Here is a 17,018-nt window from a genome sequence, read left to right on the forward strand (position 1 = left end):
TCCCAGCAAGAGAAAACGAGGAAGAATCCGTGCAGTACACCCATCTGGGCCGCTCCGGCCTGAAAGTTTCCCGCCTCTGCCTGGGCACCATGAACTTCGGCCCCCAGACCGAGGAAGCGGACGCCCACTCGATCATGGATTCGGCTTTGGATTCCGGCATCAACTTCTTCGACACCGCCAATGTTTACGGCGGAAGCGGCCACCGGGGCTGGACGGAAGAGATCCTGGGCCGCTGGTTCGCCAAAGGCGGCGAACGCCGCGAACGCACCGTGCTCGGCACCAAGCTCTACGGCACCATGACGGACCGGCCCAACGAGTCCAAGCTCTCCGCCCTGAACATCAGGCGGGCCCTGGACGCGAGCCTGAAACGGCTGCAGACCGACTACATCGATCTCTACCAGTTCCACCACGTGGACCGGAACACCCCGTGGGACGAGATCTGGCAGGCAATCGACGTCGCCGTCCAGCAGGGCAAGATCCTGTACTCGGGCAGCAGCAACTTCGCCGGCTGGCACATTGCCCAGGCGCAGGAGGCAGCCTCGCGACGGCACACGAACGGGCTGGTCAGCGAACAGTCCATCTACAACCTGTTGACCCGCAATGTGGAGCTGGAAGTCATTCCGGCCGCGCAGCAGTATGGCCTGGGCATCCTCCCCTGGTCGCCGCTGCACGGCGGCCTGCTCGGCGGCGTGCTGAAGAAGGAGCGCGACGGCGTCCGCCGCGCGGAGGGCCGCGCGCTCGATTCCCTCAAGACACACGAGGAACAGATCCGGCAGTACGAGGACTTCGCCGGTGAACTGGGGCACGAACCCGGGGACGTGGCCCTGGCCTGGCTGTTGCACCAGCCCGCCGTGACCGCACCGATCGTGGGCCCCCGCACCCAGGACCAGCTCGACGCCGCCGTCCGCGCGCTCGATGTGACGCTCGACGCCGATGCGCTCAAGCGTCTCGACGAAATCTTCCCTGGCCACCGGACCGCCCCGGAGGACTATGCCTGGTGAGGCGAGCCGGGGATTTTCCCCCAGCCCGGGTGGCTCTTTTTTACTAAGCATGATTAGTATTGATGCGGAAGGATGAAGCGCACCCGGCAACCCGGGTGTCTCCTCAATGAAAGAAGAAGGAACGATAAACATGGGTTTTTTCGCATTTCTGATTCTGGGTCTGATCGCCGGAGCAATCGCTAAGGCAATCCTGCCGGGCCGGCAGGGCGGCGGCATCTTCATGACGCTGCTGCTCGGCGTTGTCGGTGCCATTCTTGGCGGCTGGATTGGCGGACTGCTCTTCCACACGGGCATCAATGAGTTCTTCTCGCTGTCGACGTGGCTGCTGGCCATCGGCGGCGCGATCATCGTCCTGCTCGTTTATGGCATGATCACCAGGCGCTCGGCTCGCTAATAGCGGAGCCTGGCTGACAGCCGGCCCCGGGGTTTATCCCGGGGCCCGCTTTTTGCCACACTACAAACTTTAAAGAGCAGGAGTACAGCATGAAAGCCAAACTTCTCTTCGGAACCGGAATGGCCGCGGGCTACGTCCTCGGGTCTCGGTCCGGTCGGGCAGCCTACGAAAAGCTCAAGTCCCGGGCTGCAGCCCTCTGGGAGAGCAAACCTGTCCAGGACAAGCTGACCGCCGCTGGCGAGGTAGTCAAGGAAAAGGCCCCCGAGGTGTCGGAACAGTTCACCGAGGCCGCGCGCCGCGCCGGAACCGTCATCGGTTCCGCCCTCCGCCGCGAGGGCAGCGCTCAGGGGGCTGCCAAGGGGGTTCCGGAAGGCAACATCCCGGCCCACAGCACGCATCCGGTAACAGTCAATCTCGGGACCTCCGCGGCCTTCGCGGCGCCCGATGTCGAGTCGGATCCGGCCCTGAACGACCAGGCCGGCCAGGACTGGTCCGACGAGGGCGGAGCCACTGCTGCCGGGGCGGCCACTAACGTTGATCCGGACAAGGCGTCTTAGCTACACCAGCGCACCGATGACCACCGTGGCATCCAGTTCCTCGGATCTGGCCACCCGGGCGGTCAGCCCGTTGCGGAGGAACAAGTCCACCGTCTGCGGCGCCTGACGCCTGCTCGTCTCGATCAGCAGGTGCCCGCCCGGTCCCAGCCATTGCGTCGCCGCGTCTGCCACCCTCCGTTGTACATCAAGCCCGTCCGCACCTCCGTCGAGGGAGACCCGCGGCTCGTGCAGGCGGGCTTCCTGCGGCATGGTCCTGATCCCCGCAGTAGGCACGTAGGGCGCGTTGACCGCCAGCAGGTCGACCCGCCCGCGCAGCCCCGCCGGCAGCGGACCGTACAGATCGCCCTCGTGGACCTCCCCTCCGAGGGGGAGGATATTCCGACGCGCACAGCTGACCGCAGCCGGGTCGACGTCGGCAGCGTGCAGCTCCACCGGCCCCGCCAGTGCCGCGAGCGCGGTCCCGACGGCCCCCGAACCGCAGCACAGGTCGACGACGACCGGAAGACCGGCGCCGTCGGACAACGGAAACGGTTGCCCGGATGCCTGCAGGAGCAGCACCCCCTGCCGCACGAGGAACTCGGTGCGGCGGCGGGGAACGAAAACGCCGGCATCCACGTCGATCCGCAGCCCGCAGAACTCCGCCCAGCCGAGGATGTGCTCGAGCGGCAGCCCCGAAACCCTCTGGTCCACGAGGGTATCGAGTTGCTCCGTCGAGCCGGCGGCTGCGGCCAGCAGCCGGGCCTCTTCTTCGGCGAAAACGCAGCCGGCCGCCCGGAGCCTCCCGACGACCGCGGGGTCGACCGCAGTGACGAGCGCAGGACTCAGGCGGTGATTGGCGGGCTGGGACGCCGGGGATCCCGTCATGGCAAGGCCCCTTTCCGCTCCTGGTGCTCGGAATTCCCATGCTACCGAACTGGCAGGATGACACCAGCGTAAGGCGAACCCTGGCCGCCACCGCGGATCTGGCCGAGGGCGGCGCCTACGGGACGATCTTCGCCTACGGTCTGGTGTTGAGCCCGGATCACGTAGGAAGGCAGAGGTCAATAAGTCGAGACAGCAGTTGGTTCCACGGGTCCGGCCCGGGCAGTGGGACTGACGACCGCCTCGCTGCCCTCTCCCCCATAAGCACGTGGACAGGGTCGACGGTCCGGGTGCGGCTTGCCTCACTCCGTATCCGCTAAAGGGCATGCTGGCGATCCGGTAGTTCCTCGTTCGAGGCTGGACGGAACAACCGCCCGTTGACTCTTTCGGAGGCTCCTGTCCGCTCCACGTAGGGGGCGATGCCGCCCAGGTGCAGGGGCCCAGCCGGCCCCCGGTGATCATTCACAGGTCGAAGTCCTGGGCGGTGGCGACGACACCTTCGTCGAGCATGAGTCCGATCTCTTCGGCGAGGGCGTCCTGGACCCGGACCAGCAGTTGCTCGGAGATGCCGGCGGCGGCCGCTTTAATTGAAGGCGGAGATGCCGGTGATGGAGCGGCCGATGATCAGGGCTTGGACGGTTTCGGTGCCCTCGTGGGTGTGGATCGCTTCGATGTCCGCCATGTGCCGGGCGACCCGGTTGGCCAGCAGGATGCCGTTGCCGCCGAGCAGATCCCTCGCGTTCGAAGCGATGGACCGCGCAGTTCTGGTGCACGTGTACTTTGCCAGCGATGCCTGCACCGGGGTGAGTTTTCCAGCCTCATCCAGACGGGTCATCTGGATGACCATCAGCTGCATGGTTGCCAGTTCGGAGAGCATCCGGGCCAGCCGTTCCTGCACGATCTGCGAGGCGGCCAGGGGGCGGCCGAACTGTTGGCGCTGCGCCGTGTACTGCACCGCGGTCTCATAGCAGGCGGTGGCGTGGCCGACAGCGGACCAGGCGACCCCCAACCGGGTGGCCAGCAGCACCCGGGTGGTGTCCTTGAAGGAGTTGGCGCCCGGCAGGACATTTTCGGCCGGGACAAAGACGTTCTCCAGCCGGATGTGGGCCTGCCAGATGGCCCGAAGAGAAGACTTTCCTTCGATCGTGGTCGCCGTGTAGCCGGGGGAGTTCTGGGGCACCAGATAGCCGTGCACCTGGCCGTCCTCGGCCCGGGCCCAGACTACCGTCATGCCGCCGATGGAACCGTTGCCGATCCACTTCTTCTCCCCGTTCAGCAGGAAGCCGGCGTCAGCCGCGGAGTCAGTACCTCTTGGACGAGTACGAGCCTAGCGCCCGGCTGATATCCCGGGCGGCTCCAACGGCGGCTTGGCCGTATTCATCGAATTTTTCGCGGACAATCCGGCTCGACGGACCCGAGATCGAGATCGATCCGGCCGGCGCCTGGCCCGGGCCCAGGAACGCGACGCCGATGGAGGTGATTCCGGTACTCAGGCCCTGTTCGTTGATGGAGAATCCGCGGTCCCGGGTGTCCGCGATCATCTGCCGAAGCGACGGCGGATCCACCACTGTCTGAGGGGTAACGGCGTCCAGCGGAACGGACAGGTATTCGTCCACGTAGCTCTCCTCGGCTGCGGCCAGGTACGCGATCCCGGTGGCCGAAGCGTGCATGGGCACGCGCGAGCCCAAAGGCAGGAAGGCCCGCAGCACGTGCGGGGTGTCGAGCCGTTCGAGTACCAACATGAAGCGCCTGTCCGGCACGGCCAGGTGCACCGTCTCGGTGGTGTCCAGCTGCAGGCCGTTCAACGGCCCCATCGCGGCGTCCCGGATCGCGGATCCGCTGCTGCCCCGGCTGGCCACAGCAAAGGCATGGTTGGTCAGCACCCATTTGCCGGCCTGCGCCTCTGACTGCGCCACCCACCCAAGTTCGCCGAGCGTCCGGAGCATGCGCAGCACGGTGGCTTTGGGGACGTCGACCTCGCGGCTGAGTTCGGACAGGCCCGCCGGCTGGTTATCCGATACGGCTTCGAGAACCCTCATTGCCGTGACGACGCTTTGAGTGCTCATTCGACCTCCTGATCATCGCTGGCCCTTGACCGCCCCACTTTAGTGATCTACATTACAGCCGACTTCCAGAAATGAACCGGTGGTTCAACCAGTGGACCGATGATGTTTGATTGGAGAACGGACCCTATGGGTATTCAAATTGCGGCTTTAGTCATTTTTGTTGGCGTATTTGCGGTGGCCAGTCTGCGCAAGGTGCACATCGGCGTGCTCATGTTTGCCGCGGCCGCCGGCGTCGGCATCTGGATGGCAGGCATGACAATCGAGAAAGTGGTGGCGGGCTTCCCTGTCGGGATCCTGGTCCTCTTGGTCGGTGTGACCTATTTCTTTGCCATTGCCCAGGCCAATGGCACCATCGACCGCATTATCGGACTAGCCATTAGCAAGGTCGGGGACAGGGCATTCTTCCTTCCCCTCGCGTTCTTCGCGCTCACCGCCGGGATCTCGGCCATGGGATCGCCCCTGGCCGGTCTCGTCATGGCTCCCATCGGCATGCCGCTGGCGAAGAAATACAAAATCGACCGCATGCTCATGGGCATCGCGATGGGCTCCGGCCTAAGTGCCGGCGCCTTCGCCCCCACCAGCCTGTTCGGCATCGTTACGTATGGAACGGCCCGCGCCGCGGGAATCGGTCTTGACCCGCTGGTGCTGTTCACCGTCGCCCTTGGCGCAAACCTGCTCCTGGTCGCTGCCGCCTATGTGCTCTTTGGCGGCTTCAAGTTGCTGAACACCCGCACCGCCGACGGTTTCGGCAATCTGCCGCGGTTCAGTACAAGCCGCCCGAATCCCTCGCACCCCTTTGAGCGCGACGGCAATGCCGCGCGGAGCCGGCGGGTCGTGGCTCACGGGGTGCAGGTTCTGGACGAGCCGGGTGCGGTGGCGGCGGCGGCGGAAAAGATGAACCGGAACCAGATCATCACCGTGCTCTGCATGGCAGGCCTGGTCCTGACAGTCAGCGTGATGGCGCTCCTTGGCGGGAATCCGGACATCGGCATCCTCTGCTTCGCCTTCGCCTCAGTCCTGACGCTCTGCGATCCAAACTCGGGCAAGACGGCAGTCTCCAAGATCGACTGGTCCACCGTCCTTCTGGTCGGCGGCATCATCACGTTCGTCGGAGTGCTTCAGACCATGGGCGCCGTCGCATTGCTCGGCAAAGCAGCCGCCGGCGCCGGGACTCCGCTTCTTGCTGCGCTCGTGATTTGCGCCATCGGCGGCCTGGTTTCTGCCTTTGCCTCCACAACCGGAATGCTCGCGGCGCTGGTGCCGCTGGCCCTGCCGCTGGTCGCGTCCGGGGACATCGCCGGCTGGGCAGTCATCGCCGCCCTGGGCGTGTGTTCATCCATCGTGGACGTCTCGCCATTCTCCACGGTCGGCGCCACCTTTGTGGCCACCGTCGATGAGGACGAACGGCCGCGTATCACCAAGTTGCTCACGCGCTGGGGCCTCTCAATGGTGGTGGTCGGCCCGCTCATGCTGGTCGGCGCGCTCGTCATCCCTGCCAGCTTGTGAACATCGCTCAACCGTCTTCCGTGCCACACGAATTAGGGAATCCATCATGATCAAGCCACTCCACGGAGTCACCGTGGTTGACCTCAGCAGGGCGCTTGCCGGCCCGTACTGCACCGCGTTGCTTGCCGACATGGGCGCCAAGATCATCAAGGTCGAGAGCATCAACGGCGGCGACACAGCCCGCCAATGGCCGCCGTTCCAGGACAACCACAGCCTCTACTTCGACTCTGTGAACCGCAACAAGACATCGGTCTGCCTCGACTTCTACTCCCCGGAGGGACGGGAAATCCTGGGCAGGCTGATCGCCGGGGCGGACGTCCTGGTCGAGAACTTCAAGCCCTGCACCCTGGAGAAAATGGGGCTGACCGCGGAGCACCTCGAAGAGCTCAACCCCCGGCTCGTCGTCGGGTCCGTCACCGGCTTCGGCGCCGCCGGCCCGCTCAAGGACGACGCTGGCCTGGATCAGGTGATCCAAGGAATGTCCGGACTCATGTCCGTCACCGGCGCCGATCCCGGGCACACCTACCGTGTAGGCGTACCGATTGTGGACATCACCTCAGGAATGGTCTGCGCCTTCGGCATCGTCTCAGCACTGCTGGGACGGAGCAACGGCCACTCCATCAGCCGCGTATCAACGTCCCTGCTGGAAACGGCACTGAACCTTTCGGCGTTCCAGGGCCAGAGAGCCCTCAGCCTCGGCGAGACCCCCTTTCCTCAGGGAAACAACCACCCGGTGATCGCCCCGTACGGCATATTCAAGACCGCCACGGAACCCATCAACATCGCCGTCGGCAATGACAAGCAGTGGCGGGCGTTCTGCGATTTGCTCCAAGTTCAACTGGCGGTGGAGGATCCCCGGTTCATCACCGGCGCGGACCGCTCGGCAAACAGAGACCAGCTGACGGAGCTTATTGAATCGGCGCTGTCTTCCAAGGCCGCCGCGGAGTGGGTCCCGATGATCAACCAGTCAGGCATCCCGTGCGGTCCGATCTACGACTACACGCAAGCCCTGGCATCCCAGCAGGTGGCCGCTCTGGGTCTGGTCCAGCAGAGCCGGCGGCGCGACGGTTCCGCACTGCCGCTTCTGCGGGGGCCTCTGAGTCTCGACGGCGAGGCCAGCGAGATTCTGTCACCGCCTCCCCTTTTGGGCGAACACACCGCGGAGGTCCTGCGGGAGATTGGCTTCTCCGACGACGACATCGAGCGGCTTGAGGCCAATGGCCACTTGAAGACCAACAAGGAAACGGCAGAAGCGCGGCGATGAGCAATTCAGCACGCAACCCCAGAATCAACGTCAGCATCACCGGCGGGGTGGCATCAGTCGAGATCGACAATCCCACCCAGCGGAACGCCCTGACCAAGACCATGTGCCTGGAGCTCCAGGACTTGATGCCACGGCTTGATGCCGATCCTGACGTCACCGTCGTGGCACTTCGCGGCGTTGGCAATACGTTCTGCGCGGGCGCGGCCATCGGCGAACTGTCCTCGGTGCTTCTGGACCGGCAGGACGATGACACCAGCGTCGACCAACTGAGCCGGGCCGACCAAGCCATCGCATCGATCACGAAACCCACCATGGCAATGGTTGACGGTGCCTGCATGGGAGGGGGCTGGCAGATCGCCTCAGCCTGCGATTTCATCATCGCGAGCGAACGCTCCGTATTCGCCATCACCCCGGCCAAGATCGGCATCATCTACCCCCGGCCCGGCATCGAGCGGCTCGTGCGTCAGGTCGGGCACGCCAACGCGAAATTCATTCTCCTCACCGGCAAGGCGTTTACCGCAGCCCGAGCCCAGGCCCTCGGCCTGGTGGCCGAGGCCGTTCCCGACGATGCGTTTGAGGAGCGGTGCAGCTCCATTGTCAGCTCCCTCCTGAACCACTCCCGCTTTTCAATGCATTCCATGAAGCACCTGGTGAACCTGACGGACATGAATCACTCTGGCATTGACAAGGAATGGGAGGACGCCTGGGCAGCCATGCCAGACAGCCCGGACATGGGAATCGGCATCAACGCATTCCTGAACCGGGAGCAGCCGCGGTTTAGATGGCCCGGGTGATGCGGTCCCGGCGACCGTCCACATGGACATGGCCCGGCGCTGAGCATCGGGGGTAGATTGTGGGCATGGGACAGATTTCCTCAGGCCGTCGAGATTTGCTCGCTGATCGGCTCTTGGGTGTAGCGGAGTTCAGCCACGCGCACTGGTTCTTCGGCAATCTCTATGAGGCCCTCGTCAAAATCCCGCACCGGGTCGCGGCCTCGGAAGCAAGCCGTGAACTCCCGCGGTCCCCCTTTGGAGCGGGAAGCCCCGGCCGCTACTACGCCCCGATCGCCCCGATCAACGCCCCTGCCGCCATCGCTGCCCTCGCGGCGGGTTGGAATCATTCCAACAGCAGGGTCTGGCTCATAGTGGCTGCAGCCAGCTCCACGACGGGTGCGGCCGCTACCGCATACCTGCTCCGGTCCATCAACCCCGACCTGTTCTTCAGCCCACAACCGCTCAGCGAGATGCGCCGCAACCCCCTGCTGAAGCGGTGGTACAGGGTCCACGCCCTGAGACTCACCGCCAGCGCGGTTGCCCTGGCTGCCATCCACCAGGCACGGACAATCCGGCTCAGAAGCCGCGGATAAGACTCCCACCCTGGGTGGACTTCGGACATTCCGCGACACCCGTCTTCGGAAAATGACAGCAAGGCCGAGTCCTAAGCAGTCCCTTAAAGCGCGACGCCGGAACCCATCTCGGGTTCCGGCGCCGTGCTTAAGCGGTGGCTCCTAGACTGCGGCTGCTTCCGCGGCCAGGGTTTCCGACTCTGCCATGGCCTTCCACTCGGCCACGCGGGCCTGGTGCAGCGGAGACTTGCGGACCACGGCGTAGGCTCCGCCCAGGATGGCGAACCAGATCGGCGTGACCAGCAGCGCGGTGAGGGTGTCCGGCTGGGTGGTCAGGGCCCAGATCAGGAACGCGAAGAACGCGAAGACCACCCAGACCATGGGGATGCCGCCGGGCATCTTGAACGGTGAGGCCTGGTGCAGTTCGGGGCGGCGCTTCCGGAACACGAGGTAGCTGGCCAGGATGATGGACCAGACGAACATGAAGCAGACGGCGGACACGGTGGTGACCATGTCGAACGCGACGCCGACGTCCTTGCCCGCGTAGAGCAGGGCCACGCCGGCGAGCAGCAGCACGCAGGAGAGGAACAGGGCGTTCTGCGGGACCTTGCGGGTGGAGAGGCGGCCGAAGAGCTTGGGGGCGTCGCCGTCGTTGGCCAGCCCGAACACCATCCGCGAGGTGGAATAGATGCCCGAGTTGGCGGAGGACATCGCGGACGTCAGCACCACGAGGTTCACCACGGTCGCTGCGATGCCCAGCCCGGCCAGCGAGAACATGCCGATGAACGGGCTGTGGCCGGCCTGGAACTCGGTCCACGGGGTGACGGACATCAGGATGATCAGGGCGCCGACGTAGAAGAGCATGACGCGCAGCGGGATGGCGTTGATGGCGCGGGGCAGGTTGTGCTCCGGGTTCTTCGTTTCGGCCGCGGCGGTGCCCACGAGTTCAATGCCCACGAACGCGAACACGGCGATCTGGAAACCGGCCACGAAGCCCATGAATTCCTTGGGGAAGAAGCCGCCGTGGCTCCAGAGGTTGGTGAAGCTGGCGGTGCCGGCGTTGGACTGGAAGCCGGTGAAGATCATCACCAGGCCCACCACAATCAGCGCCACGATGGCCACGATCTTGATGAGCGCAAACCAGAATTCGGTCTCGCCGAAGGCCTTCACGGTGGGCAGGTTCAGCAGGAGCAGGATGATGATGGTGGCAACGCCCGGGACCCAGAGCTGGATGCCCGGCCACAGCTGCTCGGCGTAGCCGGCGATCGCGATCACGTCCGCCACACCGGTGACCACCCAGCAGAACCAGTAGGTCCAGCCGGTGAAGAAGCCGGCCCAGGGGCCCAGGAGGTCGCCGGCGAAGTCGCTGAAGGACTTGTAGTTCAGGTTGGACAGCAGCAGCTGGCCCATGGCCCGCATCACGAAGAACAGCATGAAGCCGATGATCATGTACACGAAGATCACGGAGGGCCCGGCCACCGAAATGGTCTTGCCGGAACCCATGAAAAGGCCGGTGCCGATGGCGCCGCCGATGGCCAGGAGCTGGATGTGCCGGTTGCTCAGCGAGCGTGCAAGGTGCGGGGGCGATGAAGGCCTTGGGGCTGTTCCGTCGGCAGTGAGGGTCGAACGAAGTTCCGTCATATGGATTCTTTCCTGTGTGCGGTGGAGTGCGCCAAAATGGGCGCAAAAAACGCCGGCGCCGACGCGTGCAGCAGCGCTGGCGGGCCTCGAGTGACGCATCACTCGGCCGGATCCGGGAGTTTCGTCAGGGATTGTTTAGTCCGCTTCCGTTGACTCAGGAGCGGAGAATCAGGGTGGCTGGCGTCGTTGCCGAAGTCACAGCGACAATTGTGAACACCGTCACTCGACAATGTCAAGAGGGACCACACTCGGATAAAAATGACTTATTTTTCTTGCACGCAGTCGGGAAAGCAGCTAGTGTGTGAAGCGCGTCACTTACGAGTGATGCGTGCTTATGAACTGCGGCGGGAGAGTCCTGCCGGTACATTCAGCAGGCGCCGTAGGAGCAAATCCTCCCCAGGAATCTCTCAGGCCCATGTACCGCCGCGGCAAGGCAACTCTGGAAAGCAGCAAGGCTCCGGCCTTACTCACCGACGGTGCAAGCGGCACCCTGTAACAGCAGGGTCTGCGGAATCTCTCAGGTCCAAGACAGAGCGGGGAGGAACCCGAATCATCGTGGCACCCTTAGTGCCACCTGAATTATGGAGTTCCTCATGACGATTCAGTCGTCCCTTTCCACGTTTGCAGACCGTCACATTGGTGCCCGCCGCCAGGCCGACATCGACACCATGCTCAAGGCTGTCGGCTACGACAGCGTTGATGGCCTGGTGGACACTGCCGTTCCCGACTCGATCCGCCAGGAAACCGCCCTCAGCCTGGACAACGCGCTGAGCGAGGTTGAGGTTCTTGCCGAGCTGCGCCGCCTGGCCTCAAAGAACAAGACGGCCGTGCAGATGATCGGCCAGGGCTACTACGACACCGTCACGCCCCCGGTGATCCGCCGCAACATCCTCGAGGCCCCGGCCTGGTACACCGCCTACACCCCGTACCAGCCGGAAATCTCCCAGGGCCGCCTCGAGGCCCTGCTGAACTTCCAGACCATGGTCCAGGACCTCACAGGCCTCCCGGTGGCCAACGCTTCCCTGCTGGATGAAGCCACCGCGGTGGCAGAAGCCGTGCTGCTGATGCGCCGCGCCAACAAGAACAAATCCGCTGCCGGCGGCAAGACCGTCCTGGACGCCGATGTGCTGCCGCAGACCATCGCGATCGTGAAGGGCCGCGCCGAGGCGCTTGGCTTCGAGGTGGAGGTCGCGGACCTCTCCCAGGGCCTGCCCGACGGCGAGATCAGCGGCATCGTGCTGCAGCAGCCGGGCGTTTCCGGCCGCGTGTGGGACCAGTCCGGCGTGATTGCCGCCGCCAAGGAACGCGGCGCGCTGGTCACGGTCGCAGCGGACCTGCTGGCCCTGACCCTGATCACCCCTCCGGGTGAGCAGGGCGCGGACATCGCCGTCGGAACCGCGCAGCGCCTGGGTGTTCCACTGTTCTTCGGCGGCCCGCACGCCGCCTACATGGCCGTCCGTGAAGGCATGGAGCGCACCCTCCCGGGCCGCATCGTCGGCGTCTCCAAGGACAACACCGGCATCCCCGCCTACCGTCTGGCCCTGCAGACCCGCGAGCAGCACATCCGCCGCGAGAAGGCCACCTCCAACATCTGCACCGCGCAGGCACTGCTGGCCATCGTCTCCTCGATGTACGCCGTCTACCATGGCCCCGAAGGCCTGTTGGCCATCGCCGAGACCGTCCACGGCAACGCCCGCACCCTCGCCACCACGCTGAAGACGGCCGGCCGCGAACTCGTTTCCGAGTCCTTCTTCGACACCATCACCGTCCGCGTCCCGGGCAAGGCCAAGAAGGTCATCGCCGCGGCGGAAGCCCGCGGCATCAACCTGCGCTCCATCGACGCGGACACGGTGGGTGTCTCCATTGACGAGACCACGACGCCGGAGATCCTCTCCGCGGTAGCCGTCGCCTTTGGCGCCGGTCCGGTTGGCTCTGCAACGGGCTTTGAGCTGCCCGGCTCGGTGGTGCGCTCCTCCGATTTCCTGCAGCACCCGGTGTTCAACACGCACCGCTCCGAAACCCAGCTGCTGCGCTACATCCGCAAGCTCAGCGACCGCGACCTCGCGCTGGACCGCACCATGATCCCGCTGGGTTCGTGCACCATGAAGCTGAACGCCACGGCCGAAATGGAAGCCATCTCCTGGCCGGAGTTCGCCTCCATCCACCCGTTTGCTCCGGACTCCCAGACTGAGGGCTGGCGTGAACTGATCGATGGCCTGGAAGCTGACCTGGCGGAGATCACCGGTTACGACCAGGTCTCCATCCAGCCGAACGCCGGTTCCCAGGGCGAGCTCGCCGGCCTGCTGGCCATCCGCGGCTACCACCTGTCCCGCGGCGATCAGCACCGCGACATCTGCCTGATCCCAGCCTCGGCCCACGGCACCAACGCCGCCTCGGCAGTGCTGGCCGGCATGAAGGTCGTCGTGGTCGCCACGGCATCTGACGGCACGATCGACCACGCGGACCTCGCCGCGAAGATCGACACCAACAAGGATGCGCTTTCCTGCATCATGATCACCTACCCGTCCACGCACGGCGTGTACGACGCCGACGTGCGCGAGGTCTGCGACTCCGTGCACGCGGCAGGCGGCCAGGTCTACGTGGACGGCGCCAACCTGAACGCGCTGGTGGGCCTTGCCCGGCCGGGCAAGTTCGGCGGCGACGTGTCCCACTTGAACCTGCACAAGACGTTCTGCATCCCGCATGGCGGCGGCGGCCCGGGCGTCGGCCCGGTCGCGGCCAAGGCCCACCTGGCACCCTTCATGCCGGGCGATGCCAACAAGGCCGCGCACGAAGCCGGCGCTTCCGTGCCAGGGACTGGCGTGGCCATCTCCGCGTCACGCTTCGGCTCCGCCGGTGTCCTGCCGATCTCCTGGGCCTACGTGAAGCTTATGGGCGGCCAGGGCCTGACGGAGGCCACCAAGTCCGCGCTGCTGGCTGCGAACTACATCGCGAGCCGTTTGAACGAGTCCTTCCCGGTCCTGTACACCGGTGAAGGCGGACTCGTGGCCCACGAATGCATCCTGGACCTTCGTGAACTGACCGCCCGCACCGGGGTCACCGCGGAAGACGTGGCCAAACGCCTCATCGACTACGGCTTCCACGCCCCCACCCTGTCCTTCCCCGTGGCGGGAACGCTGATGGTGGAGCCCACCGAGTCCGAGGACCTCGCCGAGATCGACCGCTTCATCACGGCCATGATCACGATCCGCCAGGAGATCGAGCAGGTCGCCAACGGCGACTTCACCCTGGAGAACTCCCCGCTGCGCAACGCACCGCACACCGCGGCCGCCGTCGTCTCCTCCGCCTGGAACCGCGACTACCCGCGCGAGCAGGCAGCCTTCCCGGTCCACCACCTCAAGCAGGACAAGTACTTCCCGCCCGTGGGCCGCATCGACGGCGCAGCCGGTGACCGCAACCTCGTCTGCTCCTGCCCACCCCTCGAAGCTTTCGAGGACAACACAGCAGACTTCGAAAACTAAGGATTTCCCCGATGACTGAGAACTACACCGCTCTCTACGAGCAGCACCAGAAGGCCGGCGCCTCCTTCACCGACTTCGGTGGCTGGCAGATGCCCCTGAAGTACGACTCCGAGCTGGCCGAACACCACGCGGTCCGCCAGTCCGCCGGCCTTTTCGACCTCTCCCACATGGGCGAAGTCTGGGTCACCGGCCCCGACGCCGCGGCGTTCCTGGACTACGCCCTGGCCGGCAAGCTCTCCGCGGTCGCCGTGGGCAAGGCCAAGTACTCGCTGATCTGCCAGGAAGACGGCGGCATCATCGATGACCTCATCTCGTACCGCCGTCCGGCGGGGGCCGACGGCACCGACAAGTACTTGGTGGTTCCCAACGCCGGCAACGCCAAGGTGGTCGCCGCCGCGCTGGCCGAAAGGGCCGGTTCCGGCAAAGAGGGAGGCTTCGACGTCGTGGTGGAGGACGTCTCCAACGCGACCTCGCTGATCGCCGTCCAGGGCCCCAACGCCGAGGCCATTCTGCTGACCCTGGTCCCGGCCGAACAGCACTCCCTCGTCACCGAGCTGAAGTACTACGCCGCCGTCGAGGTAGAGATTAATGGCCAGGAGCTGCTGCTCGCCCGCACCGGCTACACCGGCGAAGACGGCTTCGAGATCTACGTGCCCAACGGGGACGCCGCAGGCCTCTGGGATGCACTGCTGGAAACCGGTGCGAGCCGCGGGCTCATCCCGGCCGGCCTGGCCTGCCGCGACTCGCTGCGCCTGGAAGCCGGCATGCCGCTCTACGGCAACGAGCTCTCCCGCCACGGCAACCCCTACGCCGCAGGCCTGGGCCCGGTTGTCTCGCTCGCCAAGGAAAGCGACTTCATCGGCAAGGCAGCCCTGACCGCGATCAAGGCAGCCGGCGTCGGCACCTCAACCGGTCAGAAGCTCGTGGGCCTCAAGGGCCTGGGCCGCCGCGCGGCCCGCGGCCACTACCCGGTCCTGAAGAACGGCACCCTCGTCGGCGAGGTCACTTCCGGCCAGCCGTCCCCCACCCTGGGCTACCCGGTGGCCATGGCGTACGTCGACGTCGAGCACGCCGAACCCGGCACCGTCCTGGACATCGATCTGCGCGGCAAGACCGAGCCCTTCGAAGTCGTCGCCCTGCCGTTCTACAAGCGCCAGAAGTAATTCTTCTCCCTTTCGACCCTAAGGAATTTGATATGAGCAAGGTAGTTGCTGAACTGAAGTACTCTGCAGAGCACGAGTGGGTTGCCGTTGACGGCTCCGGACCGTCCGTGATCGGTGTCTCCGCCGTGGCCGCCGACGCCCTGGGCGACATCGTGTACGTTGACCTGCCCGAGGTCGGCTCCACCGTGACCGCCGGTGAGACGTGCGGTGAGATTGAGTCCACCAAATCCGTTTCGGACCTGTACTCTCCGGTCACCGGCGAGGTCACCGAGATCAACGACGCCGTCGCCGCTGACCCCGCGCTGATCAACACGGACCCCTATGGTGCCGGCTGGCTCTTCAAGGTCGCGGTGGAGTCCGAGGGCCCGCTGCTGTCGGCCGAGGAATACGCTGCTGCGAACGGTGGTGAACTGTGAGCAACACATCCGTCATTGAGCAGGTTGTCTCGCCGAGCCTGGACGCAGACCTGTCCGAGCTGGACCCGGAAATCGCGGCGAAGATCGACGACGAACTCACCCGCCAGCGGAACGGCCTGGAAATGATCGCCTCGGAGAACCACACCGCCGTGGCCGTGATGCAGGCGCAGGGCTCCGTGCTGACCAACAAATACGCCGAGGGCTACCCGGGCAAGCGCTACTACGGCGGCTGCGAGCACGTGGACGTGATCGAGCAGCTCGCGATCGACCGCGTCAAGGCCCTCTTCGGTGCGGAATACGCCAACGTGCAGCCGCACTCCGGCGCGCAGGCCAACGCCTCGGTCATGCACGCGCTGATCAAGCCGGGCGACACCATCATGGGCCTGAACCTCGCGCACGGCGGGCACCTCACGCACGGCATGCGGATCAACTTCTCCGGCAAGCTGTACAACGTGGTCCCGTACCAGGTCCGCGAGGAGGACCACCGGATCGACATGGCCGAGGTGGAGCGGCTGGCGCTGGAGCACAGGCCGGCGCTGATCGTGGCCGGCTGGTCCGCCTACGCCCGGCAGCTGGACTTCGCCGAGTTCCGCCGGATCGCCGACTCCGTGGGCGCCTACCTGATGGTGGACATGGCGCACTTCGCCGGGCTGGTCGCCGCCGGGCTGCACCCCTCCCCGGTGCCGCACGCGCACGTCACCACGTCCACGACGCACAAGACCCTCGCCGGTCCGCGCGGCGGCATCATCCTGTCCAACGACGCCGGCATCGCCAAGAAGATCAACTCGGCGGTGTTCCCCGGCCAGCAGGGCGGCCCGCTGGAACACGTCATCGCCGGCAAGGCCGTGGCCTTCAAGATCGCCGCGTCCCCGGAGTTCAGGGAACGCCAGGAACGGGTCCTCGCCGGCGCCCGGATCCTGGCCGAGCGCCTGGTCCAGCCGGACGTCACGGCCAAGGGGATCAACGTGATCTCCGGCGGCACCGATGTGCACCTGGTCCTGGTGGACCTGCGCAACTGCGAGCTCAACGGGCAGCAGGCCGAGGACCGCCTCGCGGAAATCGACATCACGGTCAACCGCAACGCCGTGCCGTTCGACCCCCGCCCGCCGATGGTCACCTCAGGCCTGCGGATCGGCACCCCGGCGCTGGCCACCCGCGGCTTCGGCGAAGCAGCCTTCGCGGAGGTCGCGGACATCATCGCCGAGGCCCTGACCGCCGACGCCGGCGCCGACCTTTCCGGTCTGCGTCACCGCGTGGAGGCCCTCGCCGCCGCGCACCCGCTCTACCCGGGCATGGCCAATCTCGCCTAACGGCGCCGGGAC

General features: G+C 65.7%; 14 protein-coding genes, 2 pseudogenes and 2 riboswitches. Of the genes and pseudogenes, 11 read left to right on the forward strand and 5 right to left on the reverse strand.

Features of this window, described 5'->3' with window-relative positions:
* Nucleotides 1–29 precede the first annotated feature (29 nt).
* From ACVWZ8_RS06210 to ACVWZ8_RS06220, 3 genes are all read left to right on the forward strand, one after another.
* A complete protein-coding gene (locus ACVWZ8_RS06210) occupies nt 30–1,001 on the forward strand; it encodes an aldo/keto reductase (protein WP_426975740.1) in 972 nt (323 codons plus the stop codon).
* 130 nt (nt 1,002–1,131) lie between these two features.
* Nucleotides 1,132–1,395 carry a GlsB/YeaQ/YmgE family stress response membrane protein gene (locus tag ACVWZ8_RS06215; RefSeq protein WP_426975739.1) on the forward strand — a complete coding sequence of 88 codons (264 nt, stop codon included), beginning with the start codon at nt 1,132–1,134 and terminating at the stop codon, nt 1,393–1,395.
* 89 nt (nt 1,396–1,484) lie between these two features.
* Nucleotides 1,485–1,952, forward strand: a complete 468-nt coding sequence (locus ACVWZ8_RS06220) for a hypothetical protein (RefSeq protein ID WP_456504120.1) — start codon at nt 1,485–1,487, stop codon at nt 1,950–1,952.
* Here the strand turns inward: ACVWZ8_RS06220 and ACVWZ8_RS06225 are convergent, their stop codons facing one another.
* From ACVWZ8_RS06225 to ACVWZ8_RS06240, 4 genes and pseudogenes are all read right to left on the reverse strand, one after another.
* A complete protein-coding gene (locus tag ACVWZ8_RS06225; RefSeq protein WP_456504121.1) occupies nt 1,953–2,816 on the reverse strand; it encodes a putative protein N(5)-glutamine methyltransferase in 864 nt (287 codons plus the stop codon).
* Nucleotides 2,817–3,129: 313 nt separating this feature from the next.
* Nucleotides 3,130–3,377 (reverse strand): annotated as a pseudogene (locus tag ACVWZ8_RS06230) (3-hydroxyacyl-CoA dehydrogenase NAD-binding domain-containing protein); the annotation flags it as partial.
* A 19-nt stretch (nt 3,378–3,396) separates the two neighbouring features.
* Nucleotides 3,397–4,140 (reverse strand): annotated as a pseudogene (locus ACVWZ8_RS06235) (acyl-CoA dehydrogenase family protein); the annotation flags it as partial.
* Complete coding sequence (locus tag ACVWZ8_RS06240) at nt 4,115–4,879, reverse strand: IclR family transcriptional regulator (RefSeq protein ID WP_426975736.1); 765 nt, start codon at nt 4,877–4,879, stop codon at nt 4,115–4,117. The gene ACVWZ8_RS06240 and the pseudogene ACVWZ8_RS06235, both read right to left, overlap by 26 nt.
* Before the next feature lie 126 nt (nt 4,880–5,005).
* Between ACVWZ8_RS06240 and ACVWZ8_RS06245 the strand changes: the two genes are divergently transcribed.
* The 4 genes from ACVWZ8_RS06245 (at nt 5,006) to ACVWZ8_RS06260 (ending at nt 9,015) form a co-directional block, all read left to right on the forward strand.
* Complete coding sequence (locus ACVWZ8_RS06245) at nt 5,006–6,385, forward strand: SLC13 family permease (protein WP_456504122.1); 1,380 nt, start codon at nt 5,006–5,008, stop codon at nt 6,383–6,385.
* 46 nt (nt 6,386–6,431) lie between these two features.
* On the forward strand, nt 6,432–7,649 hold the full coding sequence (locus ACVWZ8_RS06250; RefSeq protein ID WP_456504123.1) for a CaiB/BaiF CoA transferase family protein: 1,218 nt from the start codon (nt 6,432–6,434) through the stop codon (nt 7,647–7,649).
* Nucleotides 7,646–8,443, forward strand: coding sequence for an enoyl-CoA hydratase/isomerase family protein (locus ACVWZ8_RS06255; protein WP_456504124.1), 798 nt, complete (start codon nt 7,646–7,648; stop codon nt 8,441–8,443). Before ACVWZ8_RS06250 ends, ACVWZ8_RS06255 begins: the two co-directional genes overlap by 4 nt.
* 65 nt (nt 8,444–8,508) lie before the next feature.
* On the forward strand, nt 8,509–9,015 hold the full coding sequence (locus ACVWZ8_RS06260) for a hypothetical protein (RefSeq protein ID WP_426975732.1): 507 nt from the start codon (nt 8,509–8,511) through the stop codon (nt 9,013–9,015).
* Nucleotides 9,016–9,156: 141 nt separating this feature from the next.
* Here the strand turns inward: ACVWZ8_RS06260 and ACVWZ8_RS06265 are convergent, their stop codons facing one another.
* Complete coding sequence (locus ACVWZ8_RS06265; protein WP_426975731.1) at nt 9,157–10,635, reverse strand: amino acid permease; 1,479 nt, start codon at nt 10,633–10,635, stop codon at nt 9,157–9,159.
* Between the two features lie 335 nt (nt 10,636–10,970).
* Nucleotides 10,971–11,068: riboswitch (glycine riboswitch) on the forward strand.
* A 1-nt stretch (nt 11,069) separates the two neighbouring features.
* A riboswitch (glycine riboswitch) is annotated at nt 11,070–11,177 on the forward strand.
* Between the two features lie 39 nt (nt 11,178–11,216).
* Between ACVWZ8_RS06265 and gcvP the strand changes: the two genes are divergently transcribed.
* The 4 genes from gcvP to glyA are packed head-to-tail and all read left to right on the forward strand — an operon-like array spanning nt 11,217 to nt 17,006.
* Entirely contained in the window at nt 11,217–14,117 is a 2,901-nt protein-coding gene (gene gcvP / locus ACVWZ8_RS06270) for an aminomethyl-transferring glycine dehydrogenase (RefSeq protein ID WP_456504125.1), read from the forward strand.
* Between the two features lie 11 nt (nt 14,118–14,128).
* Nucleotides 14,129–15,280 (forward strand): glycine cleavage system aminomethyltransferase GcvT, encoded by a 1,152-nt coding sequence (gcvT, locus tag ACVWZ8_RS06275; protein WP_456504126.1) that lies wholly within the window; start codon nt 14,129–14,131, stop codon nt 15,278–15,280.
* Between the two features lie 32 nt (nt 15,281–15,312).
* The gene (gene gcvH / locus ACVWZ8_RS06280) at nt 15,313–15,696 is read left to right on the forward strand and encodes a glycine cleavage system protein GcvH (protein WP_456504127.1); all 384 of its coding nucleotides are present in this window, start codon (nt 15,313–15,315) and stop codon (nt 15,694–15,696) included.
* Entirely contained in the window at nt 15,693–17,006 is a 1,314-nt protein-coding gene (gene glyA, locus ACVWZ8_RS06285) for a serine hydroxymethyltransferase (protein WP_456504128.1), read from the forward strand. Before gcvH ends, glyA begins: the two co-directional genes overlap by 4 nt.
* Nucleotides 17,007–17,018 lie beyond the last annotated feature (12 nt).

The sequence above is a fragment of the Arthrobacter sp. UYCu723 genome, assembly GCF_054059215.1.